At 42.3% G+C, this 22,121-nt stretch carries 20 protein-coding genes; all 20 read left to right on the top strand.

Translation table 11 applies throughout. The features are described from left to right. The first annotated feature begins 64 nt into the window (after window positions 1-64). The 20 genes from U5O15_05520 (at window position 65) to U5O15_05425 (ending at window position 22,007) form a co-directional block, all read left to right on the top strand. The gene (locus U5O15_05520) at window positions 65-622 is read left to right on the top strand and encodes a hypothetical protein (GenBank protein MDZ7860113.1); all 558 of its coding nucleotides are present in this window, start codon (window positions 65-67) and stop codon (window positions 620-622) included. Further along, window positions 597-2,411: a Plug domain-containing protein gene (locus tag U5O15_05515; GenBank protein ID MDZ7860112.1), complete on the top strand. Its 1,815-nt coding sequence runs from the start codon at window positions 597-599 to the stop codon at window positions 2,409-2,411. Before U5O15_05520 ends, U5O15_05515 begins: the two co-directional genes overlap by 26 nt. A gap of 439 nt (window positions 2,412-2,850) precedes the next feature. Continuing rightward, the gene (gene pilB / locus U5O15_05510; protein MDZ7860111.1) at window positions 2,851-4,545 is read left to right on the top strand and encodes a type IV-A pilus assembly ATPase PilB; all 1,695 of its coding nucleotides are present in this window, start codon (window positions 2,851-2,853) and stop codon (window positions 4,543-4,545) included. 24 nt (window positions 4,546-4,569) lie between these two features. Beyond that, complete coding sequence (locus U5O15_05505) at window positions 4,570-5,661, top strand: type IV pilus twitching motility protein PilT (protein MDZ7860110.1); 1,092 nt, start codon at window positions 4,570-4,572, stop codon at window positions 5,659-5,661. A gap of 22 nt (window positions 5,662-5,683) precedes the next feature. Beyond that, window positions 5,684-6,895, top strand: coding sequence for a type II secretion system F family protein (locus U5O15_05500; protein MDZ7860109.1), 1,212 nt, complete (start codon window positions 5,684-5,686; stop codon window positions 6,893-6,895). A 23-nt stretch (window positions 6,896-6,918) separates the two neighbouring features. Beyond that, window positions 6,919-8,661, top strand: a complete 1,743-nt coding sequence (locus U5O15_05495) for an ATP-binding protein (protein MDZ7860108.1) — start codon at window positions 6,919-6,921, stop codon at window positions 8,659-8,661. A gap of 3 nt (window positions 8,662-8,664) precedes the next feature. Beyond that, window positions 8,665-10,047: a sigma-54 dependent transcriptional regulator gene (locus U5O15_05490; GenBank protein MDZ7860107.1), complete on the top strand. Its 1,383-nt coding sequence runs from the start codon at window positions 8,665-8,667 to the stop codon at window positions 10,045-10,047. Between the two features lie 263 nt (window positions 10,048-10,310). Next, window positions 10,311-10,745, top strand: coding sequence for a type II secretion system protein (locus U5O15_05485; protein MDZ7860106.1), 435 nt, complete (start codon window positions 10,311-10,313; stop codon window positions 10,743-10,745). Between the two features lie 628 nt (window positions 10,746-11,373). Continuing rightward, entirely contained in the window at window positions 11,374-12,354 is a 981-nt protein-coding gene (locus U5O15_05480) for an ABC transporter ATP-binding protein (protein ID MDZ7860105.1), read from the top strand. A 27-nt stretch (window positions 12,355-12,381) separates the two neighbouring features. Then, complete coding sequence (locus U5O15_05475; GenBank protein ID MDZ7860104.1) at window positions 12,382-13,152, top strand: ABC transporter permease subunit; 771 nt, start codon at window positions 12,382-12,384, stop codon at window positions 13,150-13,152. Between the two features lie 7 nt (window positions 13,153-13,159). After that, window positions 13,160-13,831: a hypothetical protein gene (locus U5O15_05470; GenBank protein MDZ7860103.1), complete on the top strand. Its 672-nt coding sequence runs from the start codon at window positions 13,160-13,162 to the stop codon at window positions 13,829-13,831. Further along, window positions 13,828-14,601 (top strand): prepilin peptidase, encoded by a 774-nt coding sequence (locus tag U5O15_05465; protein MDZ7860102.1) that lies wholly within the window; start codon window positions 13,828-13,830, stop codon window positions 14,599-14,601. The genes U5O15_05470 and U5O15_05465 overlap by 4 nt, the downstream gene beginning before the upstream one ends. A gap of 238 nt (window positions 14,602-14,839) precedes the next feature. After that, the gene (gene pilM, locus U5O15_05460) at window positions 14,840-15,913 is read left to right on the top strand and encodes a type IV pilus assembly protein PilM (GenBank protein MDZ7860101.1); all 1,074 of its coding nucleotides are present in this window, start codon (window positions 14,840-14,842) and stop codon (window positions 15,911-15,913) included. Beyond that, window positions 15,913-16,467, top strand: coding sequence for a PilN domain-containing protein (locus tag U5O15_05455; protein MDZ7860100.1), 555 nt, complete (start codon window positions 15,913-15,915; stop codon window positions 16,465-16,467). The genes pilM and U5O15_05455 overlap by 1 nt, the downstream gene beginning before the upstream one ends. 18 nt (window positions 16,468-16,485) lie before the next feature. After that, entirely contained in the window at window positions 16,486-17,103 is a 618-nt protein-coding gene (pilO, locus tag U5O15_05450) for a type 4a pilus biogenesis protein PilO (GenBank protein ID MDZ7860099.1), read from the top strand. Then, window positions 17,078-17,536 carry a hypothetical protein gene (locus U5O15_05445; protein ID MDZ7860098.1) on the top strand — a complete coding sequence of 153 codons (459 nt, stop codon included), beginning with the start codon at window positions 17,078-17,080 and terminating at the stop codon, window positions 17,534-17,536. The genes pilO and U5O15_05445 overlap by 26 nt, the downstream gene beginning before the upstream one ends. Before the next feature lies 1 nt (window position 17,537). Next, on the top strand, window positions 17,538-19,541 hold the full coding sequence (locus U5O15_05440; GenBank protein ID MDZ7860097.1) for an AMIN domain-containing protein: 2,004 nt from the start codon (window positions 17,538-17,540) through the stop codon (window positions 19,539-19,541). Window positions 19,542-19,705: 164 nt separating this feature from the next. Further along, window positions 19,706-20,260 carry a 16S rRNA (guanine(966)-N(2))-methyltransferase RsmD gene (rsmD, locus tag U5O15_05435; protein MDZ7860096.1) on the top strand — a complete coding sequence of 185 codons (555 nt, stop codon included), beginning with the start codon at window positions 19,706-19,708 and terminating at the stop codon, window positions 20,258-20,260. A 35-nt stretch (window positions 20,261-20,295) separates the two neighbouring features. Continuing rightward, complete coding sequence (coaD, locus tag U5O15_05430; protein MDZ7860095.1) at window positions 20,296-20,784, top strand: pantetheine-phosphate adenylyltransferase; 489 nt, start codon at window positions 20,296-20,298, stop codon at window positions 20,782-20,784. Window positions 20,785-20,816: 32 nt separating this feature from the next. Further along, window positions 20,817-22,007: a pyridoxal phosphate-dependent aminotransferase gene (locus U5O15_05425; GenBank protein MDZ7860094.1), complete on the top strand. Its 1,191-nt coding sequence runs from the start codon at window positions 20,817-20,819 to the stop codon at window positions 22,005-22,007. Window positions 22,008-22,121: the final 114 nt, after the last annotated feature.

The following is a 22,121-nucleotide window of genomic DNA, read 5'->3' as shown; positions in this document are numbered from 1 at the left end:
TGCTTAAAGTATTTCCTGTGTTATGTTTTGTTTCGGCTTAACTTTCAGGTTTGTGAGCTTAAATATGAGATCCACCTCGAAAAGATACAGAAGCATTCTTGCCGCTCTGTTCACATCATTAACTGTTGTTTTAGGATATCTGCTTGCCGCGGTGCCTAATGTTGAGCTGATGACTTTATCTGTGTTTTTGTGCGGAGTATTTACCGGACCGCGTTATGGCGCTGTAACAGGAATCCTTTCTATAACCTTGTATTCATTCTTTAATCCGTTCGGAGTTTCACTTCCCCCCCTTCTCGCCGCTCAGATAACAGGATTTCTCGTTATAGGGATAGCCGGCGGTCTTCTGAGAAATATAATTCTCGGTGGAGGAGGGATTGCTGTTGTAGTAAGTGCTGTTTCAGGTTTCCTGATAACTCTGTTTTATGATATTCTGACAACAATTGCTTCCGCGTACGTGTCGTTGGGCTTAGATGGTTTATTAGACGGAATAATCGGTTTTTTCTCAGCTGGAGCTGTGTTTATATTAATACATGTTTTTATCAACTCACTTATTTTTTCTCAGGCAGTAGTGCCTATTGTAAAGGTCGCGGGCTTTAATGATGCTTGCAGGGCAAATCAATAAATATTTTGTTTTTATACCGGCGATTCTCTCAGTTATGAGTTTTCCCTGTATATCTTCAGCCGGTGAGCTTCCGGATGGTTCCGTTGTATCGGATTCGCTTTCTCTTCCGGGTGAAGTTTTTGTTCTCACAGCCGAAGACTTACGGGATTATAATATCAACACATTTGATGACATACTTGAAATAATTCCCGGTGTATCTTACTGGCGTGAAGGTCCGCCCGGTTCTTCAACAGGTTTTTCAATCGGAGGAAGGGGAAACAGAGGTGTTAATCTTCTGGTAAATGGTATTCCTCTGACTGATATATATGAATCCGAAGCCCTCGTTAAATTTGTCGACCTTTCACGCGTAAAGAGAGTTGAGATAATTTACAGCGGTTCTCCCGCTCTAACAGGGCATATTTCAAATAGCGGCGCGATCAATGTCGTTATAGAGAGAGGAGGAAGAGAAACACCATTCTCGCAGGCCAATTTTACATACGGAGCAAACAATCGCAGAGCAAGAAGGATATGGTTTTCTACACCGAAATCATATATAAACGGTACAATCATTTACAATGGATACCTGCAGGATTCCTATAAACCCCTTCAGGATTATCCGGACAGGTATGTGGGAAAAGATCACGCCAAATCGGTTTCAATGGAGGTATCACTTGGACGGGATCCGGGAAATAGAGGTTTTGTTCATTTTACAAGATTTGAGGATGTATATGAAGGAACGGCTTGTTCGAGTCGAGAAAATATAAGAACCAGAGGTTTTGATTCTCAGTTGCATTACAGATATCATGATTTTAAGATGTCAGTCAGCAATTTCGGTTTTGAAAAGAAACGTTTCGAGGCGAAACTTTCAGGTTTAAGGTCAAGCGTTTCCCTGGGGTTAGAAAAAGAATTGGGCCGGTCGAGATTAAAAAGTTTCTTTTCCGGGCGGCGTGATATATATGAAAACAGATTCGAGGGTAAGAATGTTGACCCTGAAGTAGAAAATTATCAAGGAGGTTTTGTTCTTTTCTCCCCTTTTAAGAAAAAATTTGCCTTGAGAGCGGGTGTTTACGGCGGAGGTCACAGTGAGGCCGGAAATTATTTGGGAGGAGAATTCGGTATAACACATAAGGGGGGAGAAAGATCATATGAAACTCTGATAATCTCAAGGAAGCTGGTGCTTCCTTCCTCCGCGATGCTTTTCCATCCCGAACCTGATACCATCTTAGATTGTTATGATTTAAATTATATTGCCAACAGAGAATTACAACCTGAAATAGCTCACGAAATATCAGCAGGAAAACGTTTCAGTTCGGGGATTTCACTGAACTTGTTTCTAAGACATGAAGACCGCTGCGTCAGGTCTGCCGGCGGAAGCGACAAATTATATAACTCTTCTGAAACACAGGAAGTTTCAGGCGTGAAGGCTCAATACGGCACCTCTGGAAAATACCGCAGGGCGCGCTATGGTTATAATATTTCGGGCGAGTATTTTATCAGTTCCAATGATTATAGATATGGAATACCCCAATACCGGGTTAACGGGAACTTCTATTTGAAAATACCCGTATTTAAAGATTCCGAGACACTTACCCTGCGTTTTAATACAATCGAGACTGGAAGAAGAAATTGGGGGTCAGTGGACCTCGAGCCTGCCGCTGTACAGAATTTTTCTGCTTCAATTACTCTCATGTCCGCTCTTATAAAGGTTCAGGTTAAGAATATAATGAACTTTAGTTATCAGACTGTTCCAGGCTATTACATGTCTGAAAGACATTTTAGAATCGGGATAATATGGGATCTGGTCAATTGATTTTTGTCCCACCCGGTAAGTTTCAAGCCAGTCTTTGCGCGTTTTATACGCTATATTTCTAATTCGCATTATCTTCCAGAGTATTTGCATAATGCAAAATCACCTTGGTAGAGATTCTTGTCCAAACATTAGTATCCGTTAATTTATTGGTCATTTTATTTTTATTGGTCTGAGAACCGCTGGTCATTAAGCGATATAGTAGATGGATTTTAGTTCAAGTAACAGATTGCAATTCGAGCATATATACCCTGAATTGGCTGCAGCATAGAGGCCGGAAGGAAATAAGCAGGATAATGGCATATTAATTGCGCTTTGAGAAAGTTGAAAATATTTGGAAAGTTATACAAAATTACGGATATGAAGAATGAAATTGCACTTAGAAGAATGAAATTGCACTTATTATCTGGAACTATTTTTTTCTTAAACATTTTACGGGTGGATGAGCTATTTGAAAGATAATATTGCAGAACAACTGCTGGAGACCGATCTTATAACTGAGGATCAACTTGGGCTGGCAGCTAAAGAACAGAATAAATCCGGCGGCAGTATAGGGTATAACCTGGTAAAAATAGGCGCCCTGTCTGAAGAAATGCTCTCAGAATTTCTTTCACAGCTTTATCAGGTAGAGGCAATTGCTCTGGAAGATATCGAGGCGGATGAACAGGCTGTGGAATTGATACCTGCCGAGGTTGCCACTAAATTTCAGGTTGTACCCGTAAGGCGTGATGGAAGAACATTAACAGTCGCGATGTCCAACCCTGATAATATTTTCGCGATAGATGATATTAAATTTATTACCGGACTTGAAGTTCGTCCCGTGGTAGCAACAGAGAGTTCAATAAAAAAGACTATAGACCGCTTCTATGATTCAGCTGATTCGCTCGTTGAAGTGATGCGCGACATGGAAGAAGATTTTGAAATTGTCGAAGAAGAAGAAGAAGAAGATCTGGGGCTGGCCGACGCGCAGAATGCTAATGCTCCGGTTGTTAAATTGGTCAATTCCCTTATTACAGACGCGGTTAACAGGAATGTCAGTGATATCCATATAGAGCCTTTTGAAAAGAAAGTAAGGGTCAGATTCCGAATTGACGGTGTTCTTCATGAAGTGATGTCCCCGCCTTACAGAATGAAGAATGCTATCACATCCAGGCTGAAGATCATGGCGGAACTCGATATAGCGGAGAAAAGAATACCTCAGGACGGCCGTATAAAAATTCGTATCGCGTCTAAACAAATAGATCTGCGCGTTAGTACACTTCCGACAATATTCGGGGAAAAAGTTGTAATGAGGATTCTTGATAAGAGTAACCTTGAACTTGATTTAACTAAACTCGGATTTAATCCCGGATTGTATAAGAAATTCACTAAAGCGATAAAATCACCGTACGGAATGGTTCTGGTTACCGGTCCGACAGGAAGCGGTAAGACAACTACTCTTTATTCCGCTCTCAGCACAATAAATGAACCGCATCATAATATTATGACCGCCGAAAATCCGGTTGAATACAACCTCGAGGGTATAAACCAGGTCAATGTTCATCCGGAGATAGGACTTACTTTCGCCTCAGCTCTGAGGGCTTTTCTGCGTCAGGATCCCAATATTGTGATGGTTGGTGAGATAAGAGATCATGATACAGGTTCAATAGCGGTAAAAGCTGCTCTTACCGGACACCTTGTGCTGAGTACCTTACATACAAACGACGCTCCGAGCACTATAAACAGAATGATAGACATGGGGATTGAACCCTTTCTTGTTGCCAGTTCTACGAATCTTATATTGGCTCAAAGGCTTGTACGCCGTTTATGCAAGGAATGCAAGAAAGAAACACAAATGCATCCGGAGATGGCCAAAGAACTCGGGTTGAAAAAAGAGGAATCGAATTTTGAGATCTATCAGCCGGTTGGATGTCCCAGATGCAACAATACCGGCTACAAAGGAAGATCAGGATTATATGAAGTGATGCTTGTGTCGGCAAGAATAAAAGAAATGATTTTAGACAGATCTTCAAACGCCGAGATTAAAACCCAAGCTATCAAGGAAGGTATGCTTACTTTGAGAAGAGACGGCGTAGACAAAATTAAAAGCGGTATTACTTCCGTTGAAGAAGTTTTGAAGGAAACAAGTGATGATTAACAGTATTTTGAAAGAAAAGGGGACATGTTGAATATCAGGACACTGCTTCAGGAGATGATCGAAAAGAATGCAAGCGACCTGCACATTACGGCCGGCGCTCCGCCCGTTCTTAGAATAGACGGCAAGATTGAACCGACTGCGTATGATGCTGTTACTCCGGATGTGTCTAAACAAATCGCGTACAGTGTCTTGACCGAAGATCAGCAGAAGAGATATGAAAATGACAAGGAACTGGATTTTTCATTTGGGATTCAGGGGCTTTCACGGTTTAGAGCGAATGTGTACCAGCAGCGGGGAGTTACAAGTATTGCCATCAGGAAAATTCCATATGAAATACTTGATTTTAAAACTCTGGGTCTTCCACCCGTCGTAAAAGATTTTGCTGAATCGAGGAAAGGATTAATTCTGGTAACAGGTCCGACGGGCAGTGGAAAATCAACATCCCTAGCGAGTATAATTGATAAGATAAACAGTGAACGCTCGGAGCATGTAATTACAATAGAAGATCCGATTGAGTATATACACAGACATAAAAAATGTATAGTTAATCAGAGGGAAGTAAAAGCGGATACTGAGAGTTTTGCTATAGCGCTTAAGTATGTACTCCGTCAGGACCCGGATGTAATACTCATAGGAGAGATGAGAGACCGGGAAACGATGCAGGCCGCTTTAACAATAGCTGAAACAGGGCATCTGGCTTTCGCGACCCTTCATACAAACTCCACCTTTGAGTCTATTAATAGAATAATTGATAATTTTCCTCCGACTCAGCAGTCGCAGGTCAGAGCTCAGTTGGCTTTTGTTTTGAAAGGTGTTGTCACGCAGCAGCTTATTCCCCATATATCCGGAAAGGGAAGAGTACTTGTGGCTGAAGTTATGGTTTGCACTCCGGCAATAAGCGCGACAATCAGAGATGACAAGGTTCATCAGATATACGGGCTCATGCAGGCGGGACAGAAATATGGAATGCAGACTATGAATCAGGCGCTTTACAGAGCTGTTGTTAAGCGGGAAATAGCCAGAAATGAAGCGATTAGAAGGAGTCCTGATACAATAGAACTCAAACAGATGTTTGGAGAAAAGAATACAAGTAAAAACTATCAACTAAGAAAGTAATTTGGACAAAGGGGGAATATAAATGGCTACCACTTTTGTATGGAAGGGAAGGACACCCGCCGGCGAGGACGTTTCCGGAGAGTATGAAGCTGACAACAAGATCGAGCTTGCCAGTCATCTTCGGAAGAAGAAGATTATTCTTACCCAGGTTCGGCAGAAACCCAAAGATCTGAATATTAATTTCGGGTTTAAGCAGAAGATCGGAATTAAAGACCTCGGAATTTTTACGCGTCAGTTCGCGACCATGATTAATGCCGGACTGCCCCTCGTTCAATGCCTGGATATTCTGTCCAGCCAGATCGAAAAGGATAATTTCAGAGAAATTGTAACAGAAGTTATGGAAGATGTTGAATCAGGTTCCACGTTATCCGAGGCTCTGTCAAAACATAAATGTTTCAGTGAGCTGTTTGTGAATATGGTGGATGCCGGTGAATCGGGTGGAATCCTTGATCTTATTCTTAATAGATTAGCCCTTTTCCTTGAAAAACAGGATTCCCTGAGGCGTAAAATAAAAGGAGCTTTGACATATCCGACAATAGTTTTGTTTGTCGCGGGCGGTGCCACAATCTTTATGCTTATGTTTATTATTCCTACTTTTGCCAAGATGTTCATTGATTTTGGAGGTGATCTGCCTCTGCCGACACAAATTGTAATGGGGCTGAGCAATTTTCTCAGAGTTAATTGGTATCTGCTTCTGGGAGCGGGAATTGGAATATATTTTGGTATCAAAAAATATAACAGCACAGATAATGGTAAAAGGAGAATTGACCGGTTTCTGCTGAATTTACCCATTCTCGGGACAGTGATAAGAAAGGGCGCGGTCGCAATGTTTACCAGGACTCTCGGCACTCTCACTGCCAGCGGTGTACCCATTATTGACGGACTTAATATAACCGCTAAGACAGCCGGAAACAAGGTGATAGAAGATGCGGTTGTCAAGACGAGAGAAAGCATCAGAGAGGGGAATACTATCGCTGAACCGCTTAAACAGAGTGGAGTTTTTCCGCCCATGGTGGTTCAAATGATTAGTGTTGGTGAACAGACGGGTGCTCTCGACGAAATGCTAGAGAAGATAGCCGATTTTTACGATGAAGAAGTAGACGGTGCCGTAGATGCTCTTACCTCCGCTATAGAACCTATTATGATTGTTGTAATGGGAGTTATTGTCGGAGGAATGCTGATATCGATGTATCTGCCTATGTTTAAATTGATTTCTGTTGTTTCCGGAGGTTAAATCTCTTTTCGGGGAAGGAAGCCATGAATTTCATACCGCGTGCTTACCGGGATGATGAAAAGATAAGAAACATTGTCTATATCAGGATTGTTGTGGCGACACTGATAGTAGGAGCGGCTATTATTGCCCTGCAGTTTCAAAGCAGAGAATTGTCAGCCGTCGCCCTTTACAGTCTTCTCGGTGTAGTATATCTCGGGACGGGAGCAGTTTATATTGCCTACAGAAACGGAGTTTCGTTCAACAAACTGATTCGTCTTCTGATAGGTATTGACCTTGCTGTTCTGACACTTATAGTTCACTACAGCGGCGGTTCGGGCTCGATCTTTTCAATACTCTATATACTTCCAATTTTTGTCGGCGGGTTGTATTTTGGCGTCTCGGGAGGATTTGTTACTTCACTCGTAGCGGCCTCGGCTTATATTGTCTACAGTCTTCTCGAGATCAGCGGCCATGTAAGGTCTCCGGAGGGAGCCCTCATTTTCACGCGGCAGAATCTTTTTGATTCATTACTTAGAGGATACATACATATGGGAGTATTCGTTTCAACGGGGCTGATAAGCGGATATTTCTCTAAAAGAGTAAAAAGAAGCGGTAAGGAACTGGCCGACAGGGAAAAAGAGATAAAGAGAATACAGCTGAATAATGATTCTATTGTAAATAACATGAGCAGCGGTTTGGTTGTAATAGACTTGGAAGGCTGTATTGTTTCGATGAACCCCGCTGCCAGGAGAATCCTGGAAGTTGAGAAAAACGCAGCCGCGGAAGGGAAACATTTTGAAGAGATTATTCCGGGTATGACTCCCCTATTCAAGCAGTTGATGCTTGTTATGGAGACGGGAGTTCAGCGAAACAGGGGTGAAATAACACTCTCGAGGAGTGGCGGGAGAATATTGCCTATAGGTATAAATATTTCACTTTTGAAAAATGAAGTAGGGGAAAAGAAGGGTGTTGTAGCCCTGTTTCAGGATTTAACCGAAGTAAAAAGGATGAGGGATAAAATAAGAAGATCAGACAGAATGGCTGCTGTCGGAGAGCTTTCAGCGGCAATCGCGCATGAAATTCGAGCGCCTCTCGCGTCTATATGCGGGTCGACTGAAATGCTCAAGGATGAACTCGATCTTACTGGAGAGAACGGTGAACTTATGGATCTGATTATTCGCGAGTCAGACAGGCTCGATGGAATGATTACCGATTTCCTTGAATACGCGAGACTTCGAAAACCGGAATTTGACTCTATAGATATAGAGAATTGCCTGAAAGAAACGATTCTTCTTTTAAAGCACGGTTCCTATATCCGCGGAGGAGCTAATATCACCTTTGAAAGCGATGTTGAAGGGGTAAGAATTTATGCCGATGACGAACAAATCAGGCAGGTTTTTCTCAATTTGGGACTTAACGCCTGTGAAGCTGTTCGAAGAGACGGGAACATCTATATCAGAGTCAGATTGGTTGAAGATATGCTCAAGGAAGGTAGCGATAAAACTAAGTACGCGGAAATAGAATTTACAAATGACGGGCCGCGAATACCGGAAGATGTTCTGGAACATATCTTTGAACCTTTCTTTACAACGAAGGACGGCGGCACGGGGTTAGGCCTTGCTACTGCCGGAAGGATTGTCGAAAGTCATTCAGGATCTATAAGTGCTGAAAATTCGGAAGAAGGAGTAACGTTTAAGATCATGATTCCTGTAGAGGATAATAGAAACAGGATAGGCATCGATGAGGTTAAATATGAACTTACTAGTATAAATTGCGGGAGGTTTTGATAAATGGCTGGCGAGAGAGTATTAATAGTTGATGATGAAAACAGTATGTGTAAATACCTTTCAATAATGCTTAATAAGGAAGGGTATAACGTCAAAACGGTCAACAGCGGTAAGCGGGCTATATCGGAGATAAAGAATACGGAATATGACGCCGTTATGACCGATATAAAAATGAAGGGGATTGACGGTATTGAAGTTCTCTCAGCTGTGAAAAGCCACGAACCGAACCTTCCCGTCATAATTATGACCGCCTACGCTTCACAGAAAACAGCGATTGACGCTCTTAATAAAGGCGCTTTTCACTATATGGTTAAAAGGGCGGCAAAGAATGATGAAATAAAGATGATAGTTCATAACGCGGTTGAGGCGCGTAGAACCAGTAATGAAAATGCCTATATAAATAAGAATCAGAGGAAAAAGGATAGTTATAAGAATATTATAGGTGAGAGCGAACCGATGCAGAAGGTTTTTCAGAGGGTGAAAAAGGTTGCCGCCACCGACAGTACTATTCTTATAAGAGGAAGAAGCGGAACAGGCAAGGAACTTGTCGCGAAATCAATACATCATGAAAGTAACAGGTCTGATAAACCCTTTGTTTCCATTAACTGCGGAGCCCTGCCGGAGAATCTCCTTGAAAGTGAGCTTTTCGGACATGTTAAGGGGAGCTTTACCGGAGCTATCAGAGATAAGGATGGATTATTCAAGGTGGCTTGCGGGGGGACATTTTTTCTAGATGAAGTCGGGGAAACATCACCGGCGATTCAGGTTAAGTTGCTGAGGGTTCTTCAGGAAAGAGAAATAGTGCCGGTTGGCGGGACAAGTCCCATAAAAGTAAATGTGCGTTTAATCGCGGCAACCAATGCTGATCTGGAAGAAGAGGTGCGGGCGGGCAATTTCCGTCCGGATCTTTATTACCGCTTGAACGTTATACCTATAAAGATTCCTCTTCTTAAGAATCGGCCGAGCGACATACCTCTTCTTGTCGAACATTTTCTTAAGACGGCATCAGAAAAATTAAAAAGAAAAAAGACAATTTCAGACAAAGCGTTGGAACTGATGGTAAATTACGATTGGCCGGGGAACGTGCGTGAACTGGAAAATATAATTGAACGGGCAATTGTACTGCAGGAGGGTGATAAAATAAAACCGCATGATCTTCCGGACAAGATAAGTTTTCATTCGAGAAGTAAAAGAAAGCTGAGTTTAGACAGGGAGAAGATAACCTTAGAGGAGCTTGAAAAGGAGTATGTAATCTCAGTTCTCGATGAAACGGGATGGCAAAAGAAGAAGGCCAGTGAGATATTAGGGATTAACGCGTCAACGCTTTACCGGAAAATCCAGCGTTACGGACTAAGCCGTGAAGGACAGAAGGTGGGGTCAGAATAATGAACCGTTGCAAAGCTGGAGTCCGAAATGGCAATTTACAATCAACGGCAATATATCTTAAGTTCGGTGCTAATATAACTTCAAATGAGGCAAAGGCTTAGCATTTATGAATCCTGTGACGGCTTTGGCATATAAATTGCCCATTGTTAAAGGTGAGACCGAAAGAGGTCTTAAAAAAAAGAGTTTCGACGGTTTTAAAAGCCGTAAAATTTTGATTTTCAAAGTATAAACTTTGAAAGTAAGTACCTAAAAGGAGGTGCAGGATGAATAACAAGGGTTTCACGCTAATAGAGCTTATGATCGTTGTGGTGATTATCGGTATTCTCGCCGCGATTGCTATTCCTAACTTTATCAGTATGCAGTCGAGAGCGAAAGAGGCTTCAGTTAAGTCAAACTGCCATACAGTACAGCTGGCGGCTGAAGATTTTGCCGTCCAGAATAACGGAGTATACGCTACAGATCTATCAACTACTCTTTCAGGTGGCGATAATATGGTTGATTTGTTGCCCGGCGGTGCTCTCCTGTCAAATCCATTTACCAACGCTTCTACGGAACCGATCGATGGAACCGCTGCTACATCTGGTCAGACAGGTTACGTAGATACAACAAACGCTTCAGGAGTTTCAATGGGTTATACTATCACCGGTTGCGGTGAAACAGCCGGAGAACTGGTACTCACATTGACGAGTGGACAGTAAGAAAGATTAAATTTTCAGTATTGCTGCGGGCGGCTCACACGGGCCGCCCGTTTTTTTATATCTTAAAAAAATTCCGGGGGGGGTGATCCTCAGCCAAAACTTCCATAATAGATTTCAAGAATCCGGCAAGTATTTTACTAACATTGCGAGATACAATAAGTTATCAGGATTGGTAAGTGGAATAGGGTTTTCATTGCTGATGAGTGCGGATGGTTGACATTTTCAAAACCCTCGCCGAGTGGTGAGCGGGCAAGGATTTCTGACCCGAAGGGGCAGAAAGAGCGAGCCCGAGGCGGGAGAGCCAGCGGTTTCCTCGGCCGGCGAGAAATCGACAACGATTTTGAAAATATCAACCATCCGCATACTATTACAAATCATCGACTACCTTATAGGTTATAAAAATTGGGGAAACTCCACAAGAACTTCGTATTGCCGCGTTTCGGAGGATTCTGGCATAATTTCTGCAAAAAGCAAAGTATGTAAGTGAAAATAAGGTTAACAGCAAGGAATTTGTCATATTTATCAATATGGATGCAAAGATATTGTTCAGGCGGCATTCATTAATAATCAAAACCTTGAATTTAATTTTGTTAAGCCCTGAATTTAGATCTAAAGGCGGTTACAATTTATGAATATTCTAAGGGTTAAAGATATCACAAAAACTTTCAGGGGCAATTTTATATTTAAGAAGAGTAAAGTTCTTCACGGCATTTCCTTCTCCGCCCGCGAGGGGGAGATTCTCGGGTTCTTAGGACCTAACGGAGCGGGAAAAACAACAACGATAAAGATTATACTTGGGCTCATAAAACCCGACTCGGGAAGTGTCAGTGTGCTCGGCAGGTCTATCACGGATACTCATACGAAGAGAGTAATAGGCTTTCTGCCTGAAAATCCATTTTTTTATCCACACCTCACGCTCGAGGAGTTCCTTAAGTTTTGCGGAAAGATGAGCGGTATCGGCGGTGAAGAATTAAATAACAGCATAACGAATGTCATAAGCAGGGTAGGTCTGGCGGGGGACGGGAAAAAGAGATTGAGCGGTTTCTCAAAGGGTATGCTGCAGCGCGCGGGGCTAGCTCAGGCTGTAATTCATGACCCGGATTTACTCATACTTGACGAACCATTCTCCGGGCTTGATCCTCTGGGAAGAAAGATGACAAGGGATTTTCTTCTTGAGCTTAAAAAGAAGGGGAAAACGATATTTTTCTCATCGCATATACTCTCTGACATGGAAACTCTTTGCGACAGGGTTTGTATTATTCGTGAAGGGAAGATAGTAAAAGATGTTGGGCTCGATGAACTGTTTGAGATTGGAAAAGGAAAAGTTGAGATAACAGCGAAAGCGTTTCCGCATGGCGGAGAGCAAATTGTGGCGCAATATACGGATTCTGTAAATAGAGTGGGTGATAAGGTCTTTCTGGTTGTAAAAAAACAGGAATATACAAGGAGTGTGTTGCAGTATTTATTAAATAAAGGCTCTGAAATAATTAAGGTTGCTTCCGTTAAATACTCTCTGGAAGATATGTTTGTAAAAGAGATTACAGGAATGAATAAAGAGATAAAATCCACGGGTAACTCTGATAAAGCCCGGGTTGAAAGTTCAATTTAGTATCTCTATGGAAATACGGGGGAAGTTATGGAAAGAATAGTAAATATAGCGTTTAATACGTTCCGCGAATTAATCAGGGGTAAACTCCTCTATATAGTCCTTTTTTTCGGAGTGATCCTGATTATCAGCACATATATACTTTCGCCCCTTTCTGTGGGAGCGGCAAAGGATAAGATAATAACCGACGTGGCGTTGGCGTTTATTTCACTTTTCGGCATATTTACAGCGGTTGTATCCGGAAGCACACTTGTACACAAGGAAGTGGATAAAAGAGCTGTATATATGATTTTTACAAGACCTGTCACTCGGCTGGAATATCTTGTCGGAAAGTTTTTTGGTATAATGGCCGCTCTTACAATAATGGTTATGATTATGGTCGCGGTAACTGTCGTTGTTGTTGTATTTAGCGGAGGCAGTATAACTGCGGGAATACTCGCCGCTATCTTCCTTTCTCTTCTTGAAATGGCCGTTATAACTTCGATTGTAATCTTATTCAGCACATTTACGTCCCCCATCCTGACATTTTTCTTCACTCTATGTATGTTTATCGCCGGAAGTTTGAGCGGTGATCTGCGTGTTTTCGCTGAGAAATTCGGTTCACAGGCGATGAAGTTTATCGTGGATACTTTCTATTATATTTTACCGAATCTTAAGCTTTTCAATCTGCGTCATGAAGCGGTCCACGGAATGAATTTTCAGTATTCAGATATTATGGTCACAGTGGGCTACGCGATCGTTTATTGCTCTGTTATTATATATTTCTCCTGTCTTATTTTCCGTAAAAGAGAGTTTGTGTAAAGAAAATATGAAGAGAATTTTTAGAAATACTTTGTTTATAATAGCGGCTGCCCTGCTGCTTGTGGGAGCATCTAAGAGTGTGGAAGGGTTAAGCGGCAAGAATAGCAAAGCCGATATAATGTATCTCCCCTCGAGTGAAGCGGTAAAAATGCTCTCTCTGGGTTACAGAAATATTGTTTCAGATATTTTATGGTTTAAGACGGTGCAGTATTACGGCGGTTACAGGATGGGAAAGAACAGCTTGAGACTGTTCAGGCATCTTGCCGATGTAATAACAGACCTCGACCCCCAGTTTATCTTTGCTTACAAACTAAGCGCTGTCATTATGGCTCAGGACTTAGGGGAGCTAAAGGAAGGGATTGAGATTCTAAGGAAAGGAATTGAGAATAATCCCGAAGAGTGGTGGCTGGCCTTCGAAGCCGGATTTCTCTATTACCTTGACGGGAGTGATTATAAGGAATCTGAACGCTATTTCAGACTTGCCGCGGATATGCCCGGTGCCAACGAACGGGCAATGCGTTTCGCCGCTAGCGCCGCGGCCAGGGGAGGAGATATCGAAACTAGTATAAATATGTGGAGAAGGCTGGCCGATAGTTCCGACGATCCCTTCATGGATAAACTGGCGAAGGGATATATTAAAAAACTTGAAAAGAAACTTTCAAAGGAAGAAAAAGATTGAATACCGATCCCGTAGCGTTAATGTTCATTTTCATAGTCGGTCTCGCGGCCGGCAGTTTTCTTAACGTGGTTATATACAGAGTACCGAGAGGCGGGTCTGTTATTCGCCCTCGGTCTTCGTGCCCTGCCTGCGGGCGCGTATTAAGGTGGTATGAGAATATTCCCCTTTTCAGCTATATATTTCTCAGGGGAAGATGCGCCGGCTGTAAAAACAAAATATCTCCAAGGTATCCGGTTATTGAGCTTTTTGGCGGTATTCTAGCGTTACTCTGTTTTTATTTTTCAGGATTCAGCCTGAATCTTTTATTTATATACCCATTTATAATGTCTCTTATCGCCGTTACATTGATAGACTGGGAGCACAAAATCATACCCGATTCGATCAGCCTGCCGTTTATACTGATTGGCTTTATATGGGCTTATTTAAGTACAAATATCACTTTATCGAGTTCATTGTACGGCGCTTTAGCCGGAGGCGGTTCTCTCTATCTGGTGGGTTTCGCTTATAAAAGTTTTAGAAAGACTGAGGGTATGGGCGGAGGGGACATTAAACTTATGGCCATGATAGGAGCGTTTCTGGGAATAAGACTTGTTTTACCTGTGATACTCGTCGCTTCATTCTTTGGAGCCCTCTATGGCATTTTTCTGATACACAAAGGGGGGACCGGCAGGACAGCTGTTCCTTTTGGATCTTTCCTCGCGCCAGCGGGGATTCTTTGTCTGCTGCTGGGAGATTTTTTTATAAACTGGTACTTTCTGAATTTTTATTAATTTATCATTTTGCACAAAAACCTTGCAATTGTGTAAATCTCTCACGAAGGTTTAAGATATCCTGTTTACTAACCATCTGCAATTCAAACCCTTACGAAGACTTTAATTTCAGACCTTTGGCACATATGTTGCGTGCATTACTTGATTGGAATTTAAACAATGCAGTTAGTCAAAAGATGTAATAAAAAATTCAGTATTGGAAAGCACAGTTTCCTTGTATAAGAAGGATGGTGCGCGAATGATATCTTTACCATTTAGGAAAAAACCGTCAACGATCAGCATTGATGTTGGTTCCAGTTTGATTAAGGTTGTTGAAATAGAACATTCGGACCAGATACCGAGGATAGTCCATTTTGGTATAAGCAAACTCTTACCGGAAGCAATCGTGGAAGATGAAATAATGGACAGGAACCTCGTAGTAGAAACTATAGCGGAATGCGTCGGTAAGTCCGGGATCACAGGGAAGAATGTTGTCTCCGCTGTATCAGGACGAGCGGTCATAGTTAAAAAAATTGTTATGGACAAAATGTCAGCTGAGGATGCCGCGGAAGCGATATTCTGGGAAGCTGAGCAGCACGTTCCTTTCGATATTGACGATGTATGTCTGGATTTTCAAATACTTGATGAAGATATCGGCGCCAATCAGATGGAAGTACTGCTGGTCGCGGCTAAAAAAGATATGGTTACAGATTACGCTGAGCTTATTCGAGACGCGGGGTTAAACCCTAAGATTATAGATGTTGACTCTTTTGCCCTTCAGAACAGTTATGAAGAAAATTACACTTCAAGCGAAGAAGGGGAAGATGAAGTTGTTGGGCTTGTAAATATTGGCAGTGATGTAACCAATATAAATATAATTCAAAACCACAGCCCCCATTTTACCAGAGATATCAGTGTGGGAACCAGCAGTTTTATCGAGGAGCTTCAGAAGGAACAAGGTCTTGACTATGAAGAGGCGTTGCGAGTCGTAAGAGGCGACCTCGGTGATATAGACGAGGAATCCGTAAAGGAAATATTCAGAAAGAAGGCAAAAGAACTCTCTTTGGGAATAGAACGGAGTATTTCATTCCTCAAGGCTGCAGGTGACGCGGATAAAATTGATAAAATTATTCTAAGCGGTGGAGGCGCGAGGCTTCCCTTCTTACAGGAAATACTTTCGGATAAACATGACATTGAATTTTCAATACATAATCCTCTTTCCCAGGTTGATTTTGATGAAGGGATTTTCACTGAATATGGAGAGGATTTGGACGAGATCGCGCCATTACTTACAGTGGGCATTGGTCTCGCCCTGAGAAAGGCGGGGGAATAATGATTAGAATAAATCTGCTGCCACCGGAGGACAGAGATAGAAAACGCAGTTTCGATCTTCCCGATTTATCAACGGTATATATGGTTGGCGCGGTTCTAATTGTCATAGGGAGCGTGCTTGCTTTTAGTTTTTTACAGAGTCACAGGATAGCCAATCTTGAAGAAAAGATAGAAACCGCCCGCATGGAATCTAAAAAGCTTGCTCCACAACTGGCAAAAATAAAGAAAATCACAAAGGAGCGCGGAGAGGTTAATAAAAGACTCCAACTTATTACTTCGCTGGATAAATATCGATTCTTCAGGGTAAGACTGTTGAATGATATCAGTATAAAAATTCCTCGAAACTGTTGGTTGACTGATATAACTGAACTTTCTCCGGGGAAGTATGCTATTGACGGCATCACTTTTAACAACTACAAAGTAGCGGATATGATGACAAATCTGGAGACATCTTCCTTATTTACAAAGGTAGATTTGAGTGTAGTAGAGGAAGGGACGATACACAAAAATAAAGTAATGAAGTTTTCTTTAGTCGGCAACGCAATACCGCAATAACGGAAAGAGGTAGAAGCGATGGATTTAAAAGATCCACAGGTACAAAAAACAATGGTGATAGGAATGTTTCTGGCTATAGTTGCCTATGTTTATTTCTTCACTTCTTTCATGCCTTTCTTATACAAACCGAGGGCGGTGAAGGAAGAATCGCTTAAGAGGGAATATGATAAGGTAAGCACAGAACTTGAAAAGGCCAGAAAAACCGTCGGCAATCTTGGGGCGCTGGAGACAGAATACAACAGATTACACAGGAAATGGGAGGCGGCGCTTAAATTGCTGCCCGAAGAGGATGAAATAGCCGGATTACTGAGAAAGATAACTATGGCGGGAAATCAGGCAGGTGTTAATTTTACCCTTTTCGAACCTAAAGAGAGGATAAGAAAGGACTTTTTTACCGAGAATCCGATAAATATCAGAGTAAAGGGGAGATATCACCAGGTGGGTATATTTTTATCGAAAGTGGCAAATCTCGACCGTATTGTTAATGTATCGGATATGGAAATATCCTCTTATGATAATAAAGATGACGGTGGAATAGGGAAAACCAGGACAATTGAAGCTCAAATGACGGTGACTGCCTATACACTTCTGAAAGGTGGTGAAATTTCGGATGTTAAGAATAAAGACAAATCCTGATAATACCTCAGTGGTATGGGAAAGATTAACGGTTTATTTAATTCTTCTGGGATTAATGCTGCCCCAGGCAGGTTTTGCGGCGGAAAAGAGTAGCGGACAGGATAATCTTAGAACAAAACATTATTATTATCAGGCGTTTAACCACAGAGATCCCTTTCAGAGCCTTATATCCGGCGATTTTGAGGAAGGCAGCTCCGATCTTATTAATATCCAGAAGGTCAGTCTGGTTGGTGTGCTTTCCGGAGGAATGGAAAAATACGCAATGCTCGAAGACAAAAATGGAATTGGACATATATTAAAGGTAGGGGACCCGATAAGGAATGGAAGTATTGTTTCCGTTTCCGAACGCTCTCTGGTAGCGCGAGTAGTATCGTACGGTCAAACTAACAGTGTAACTCTCATCTTAGAGGGAGAGAAGGAAAAAGGAGATTAAGATGCAAAGGTTTCTCAAATTAACATTGATATTATTGGTCCTGGTTGTTGTCCCAATTAATGTTTTAGGGGCGTCTGACACCGCGGGGAAAATTAAGAATCTCCAGATCATGAAAGCAAACGGAGATTTGAGAATTGAGATTGACAAGTCGGGTGATATCGAATTCAAACTTTTCTTTACCGATGACCCGAAAAGGCTTGTAGTCGATTGTGTGGGCGCGAAAAATGAATTGGGTGAATCTACTTATCAAGCCGAATCCCGGTTGATATACAGAGTGAGAACGAGCCAGTTCAAAACGGCTCCCGTGCCTGTAAGCAGACTTGTATTTGACCTGAAAAAAAGTGTCAATCATCGTATTTTCGAAGTTAATAATAAACAGGTTCTGCTTATTTCTGATACTAATGGATCTGATGTCGGCGATATTTCATTAAATGACAGTAAAACAGAAAATACTGTTGATGCTCCGGATCCCGTAAGTGAAGTTCAGGGACTCCCTGAAACAGAAGAAAAGAATATAAAGCCGATGATGGAAGAGAATCTTTCTAAAAAAGCGGTTAATCTGTCAGGCGATTCAGATAAAACAGAAAACAGGAGCGAAGCTGAAAGAAATATCAAAAAAGACGAACAAAAGGTTGATTCTCCCTGGATCGAAGGAAACAGTGATGATACCGCGGATAAACCGGTTTCCGCTATAAGTCGCGTCGCGGAAAATCAAACCGTAATATCGAGTGCAGGCAGTGAAATAGTTGTTGATAATTCAGCCTCGCGGGAAAGATTTGACAATCTTCCCTGGTCAAAATCATATGTCAGGGGAGCTCCGGCTGTCGGATCCGGTATACCTATGGGGTCGAAAAGAATAACTCTGGATGCCCAGGGGGCTGATATTAAAACGGTGCTCCAGACAATTTCAGATTATGCCGATATTAATATCGTTCCGGGTAATGATGTAAAGGGAGATGTCTTTGTTCATATAAAAGATTGTCCCTGGCAGGAAGCTCTCGAAGTTATTCTGAAGGCTCATGGGTACGGCTACAGAGAAGAGTACGGGATGATCAGAGTAGGTGAAAGTAAGCGTCTGCTCCGCGAAGAACTAGACCATCAAAGCGCTAAAAGCAAAGAAAAAAGTCTCCTTCCCCTGAGAACAAGAATTGTTTTTGTAGATAATTCAAACGCGGAGGAAATCGGTGACGCTCTAAAGAATGTAGTAAGCAAGCGGGGTAAAATAGACGTGGATCCTGGAAGCAACACCTTGATCATTAACGATATAGAAGAGAATCTTGATAAAATATCGGCGATAGTAAAAGAACTCGATACTAAACATGTACAAGTTAATATCAACGCTAAACTGGTTGAGATGGATGTTGAAGCGAAACGCGAGCTTGGAATAAAATGGGATTTGCTGAATCTTCATAAATCCGATGTCAACGCTATTGGAAGTGCCGGCCTGGAAGAATCCCTTCCCCTTACAAGTGGAACGCTCAAGATCGGCAGTGTTCAATCGTGGGGACAACTTAATTCAATTCTTGAGATGATGGAAGAGTCAAATAAAGCAAATATAATCTCTAATCCCAGGATTACCACTATGGAGAATAGGGAAGCCACCATACTGGTTGGAAAAGAAATACCTCTAATCGTCGCGGATGAAGCCGGAAACCCTTTAACAGAGCTTACGAAGATTGGAATAATGCTTAAAGTTACTCCGCACGTAAATAAAGACAGAACCATCACTCTTGACCTCCATCCTGAGGTAAGTGAGCTTCAGTCGGAGTCCACTCAGCAGGGCGGCGTGATAATCGCTACTGCTGAAGCTGACACTAGAGTCGAGGTTGCAAACGGAGAAACGGCAATTATCGGCGGATTGATCAAGAAACTTGACACGAATGTAAGAAGAGGCATACCTTTTTTGAAAGATATACCTTATCTGGGCGCCCTTTTTTCATCTTCTTCAAAGTCGAAGAAAAAACAGGAACTTGTGATTTTTGTTACTCCGACGATCGTGGAATAATTTTGCCCCTCCACTTACCGTCGTACCCCCGGAAGTTTTTATAACTTTCGGGGGTTTTTTTATGCGGCGGAGAAAAATGATTTTACTTGCCCGCATCGAGAATCTTATTTATCCTGAAGTGTTTGCGTGCTCTGCTGAATTTGGATTGTTAGGAAAGGCTGAGTTTGAAAGTAATATCCGGAAAGAAGGGTGGAACCAAGCTTAAAGGAGCCAGGGGGAAGGATTTTCGGCCTACCACACAATTAGTAAAGGGTTCTGTTTTTGATCACCTGCAGAATGAAGTAGAGGATTCTGTTGTGCTTGACCTATTCTCGGGCTCAGGCGGCCTCGGCATAGAAGCTTTGAGCCGGGGTGCTGAGAAATCTACTTTTGTGGAGATTAGCGGAAACGCCGTGAAAGCTATAAGATCAAATATTGAAAAATGCCGATTCAGTTCCGATCACGCTGAAGTTATAAGGACCGACTCTGTCCGTTTTCTCAAGAAGGCTGTATCAAAGGGTTACAGGTACGATATCATAATTGCGGATCCTCCATATAAGAGCAGCTATGCCGAGGAGATTTTAAAGATCATAAACGGAGCCGGAAGGAAGATATGCAGGCTTCTTGTAATTGAAAGCAGTGAAGAACTCGAACCTGTCAGCACCCGGCCAATGGAGAAATATAAAGCGAAAAAATTCGGGAATACCTGTATAAATTACTTCAGATATATCGAGAGCTGATTGAATGTTTCTTAAGAATTGCGGAAGGGGAGGTCATGAGTTTAAAAACTGCTCTTTACCCCGGCACTTTTGATCCGATAACAAACGGTCACGTTGACCTTGTTAAGCGGATCGCTCGTGTTTTTGACAAAGTTATTGTTGCCGTGGCAGCGGGTACTCACAAGAACACTCTTTTATCGCTCAAGCAGCGGCATGAAATAGCCAGTAAGAGTTTAGAGGGATGCCGGGGAATCGAATGCGTGACTTTCGAAGGTCTTCTTGTCGATGAATTCAGAAAGAGGAAAGTAGATGTTGTTATCAGGGGTTTGAGGGCGATATCGGATTTTGAGTATGAACTTATGATCGGGCTTATGAACAGAAAGCTCAATCCCGACTTTGAAACTGTGTTTCTCATGCCCAGTGAGAAATATATCTACCTGCACAGCTCCCTTGTAAAAGAAATTTATCGTCTGGGCGGTGAAATTGACAGTCTCGTGCCGGAACCGGTAGCGAAAAGCCTTAGAAAGTGGTTTCCGCGGGATTAGAATAACAGTGATTTGTTTTGAGGAGGAGATTTATGAGTGATGTGATAAGTGAAAGAGCAAAGAATATAGAACCTTCAATTACTCTCAGTTTGAATACAAAAGCTAACAACCTGCGTGAAGCGGGAGAGGATGTTGTGGGGCTGGCGGCCGGCGAGCCGGATTTTGAGACTCCGGATGTTATTAAAGAAGGTGCTTATGAAGCAATAAGAACGGGTAAGACCAGATATACACCGGCCGCGGGGATATCGCAGTTAAGAGAAGCAGTAGCGGATCTATATTCAAAACGGATTGGCCTGCCCTATCGCAGTTCGGAAGTGATGATATCTAACGGAGCAAAGCACTCTATTTTCAACGCTCTTTTTGTTCTGACTAATCCGGGCGATGAGGTTTTAATATTCACGCCCTACTGGGTAAGTTATCCGGAGATGGTAAAACTCGTCGGAGCTAAGCCCAGAATTGTCAAGCTCAGCGCGGAAAATGACTACAAGCTTACCCCGGAGAAACTTGAGTCCGAGATAGCAAAATCAAAACCCAAAGCAATTCTGTATAATTCACCCAATAATCCCGCCGGCGTTGTTTACAGCGCTGATGAGGTTAAAGCTATAGGTGAAATTCTGCTACGTGAGGGGGTTTCTCTTATCAGCGATGAAATATATGAATTTTTGACATATGAGGGGAATAAGCACTATTCTCCGGTTTCTCTGGTCCCTGAACTGAAAGATAGTACTGTTATTATAACGGGTGTTTCTAAGAGTTACGCTATGACCGGCTGGAGGATAGGATTCGCGATGTCCGACAGTGAAGTAATTTTCAGAATGAGCGCGTATCAAGCGCACGCTACCGGATGTCCTAACGCGATCTCCCAGTGGGCGGCGTTAACAGCCGTTAAAGAAGGCGCTGAAGACAGAGATAGGATGCGTAATGAATTCGAGAAGAGGAAAAAGATCTTCTCAGAGAGACTTGGGAGAATCCCTGAGATAAAATATCCTGATCCCGGTGGAGCATTCTATTTTCTGGTAGATGTATCTTCGATGTATGACAGGTGCGGCGTTTCCGGCAGTGGAGAATTCTGTGAGAAACTTCTAAAGGAGAACGGGCTTCTTTTAATTCCGGGTGGACCTTTCGGGTGTGATAATACAATCCGTTTCTCATTCGCGGCGAGTGAAGAAGAATTAAATATCGCTCTTGACCGCTTTGAAGAATTTGTCCGGAATTATACTTGATAATACTGAGAGTTTTGTGCCTTTGTTTTTAAGTATGTCATAAAATGTGACAAGTAATATTATTTCGATTAAATATTTTATATGATTAACCGGTCATAGAAGAATGAGTCGCAT

Source organism: Candidatus Krumholzibacteriota bacterium (assembly GCA_034520215.1).
Taxonomy (GTDB): Bacteria; Krumholzibacteriota; Krumholzibacteriia; order Krumholzibacteriales; family WJIX01; genus JAGHBT01.
The sequence above is the reverse complement of the archived record's forward strand: the minus strand, read 5'-3'. Positions and strand labels throughout refer to the sequence as shown.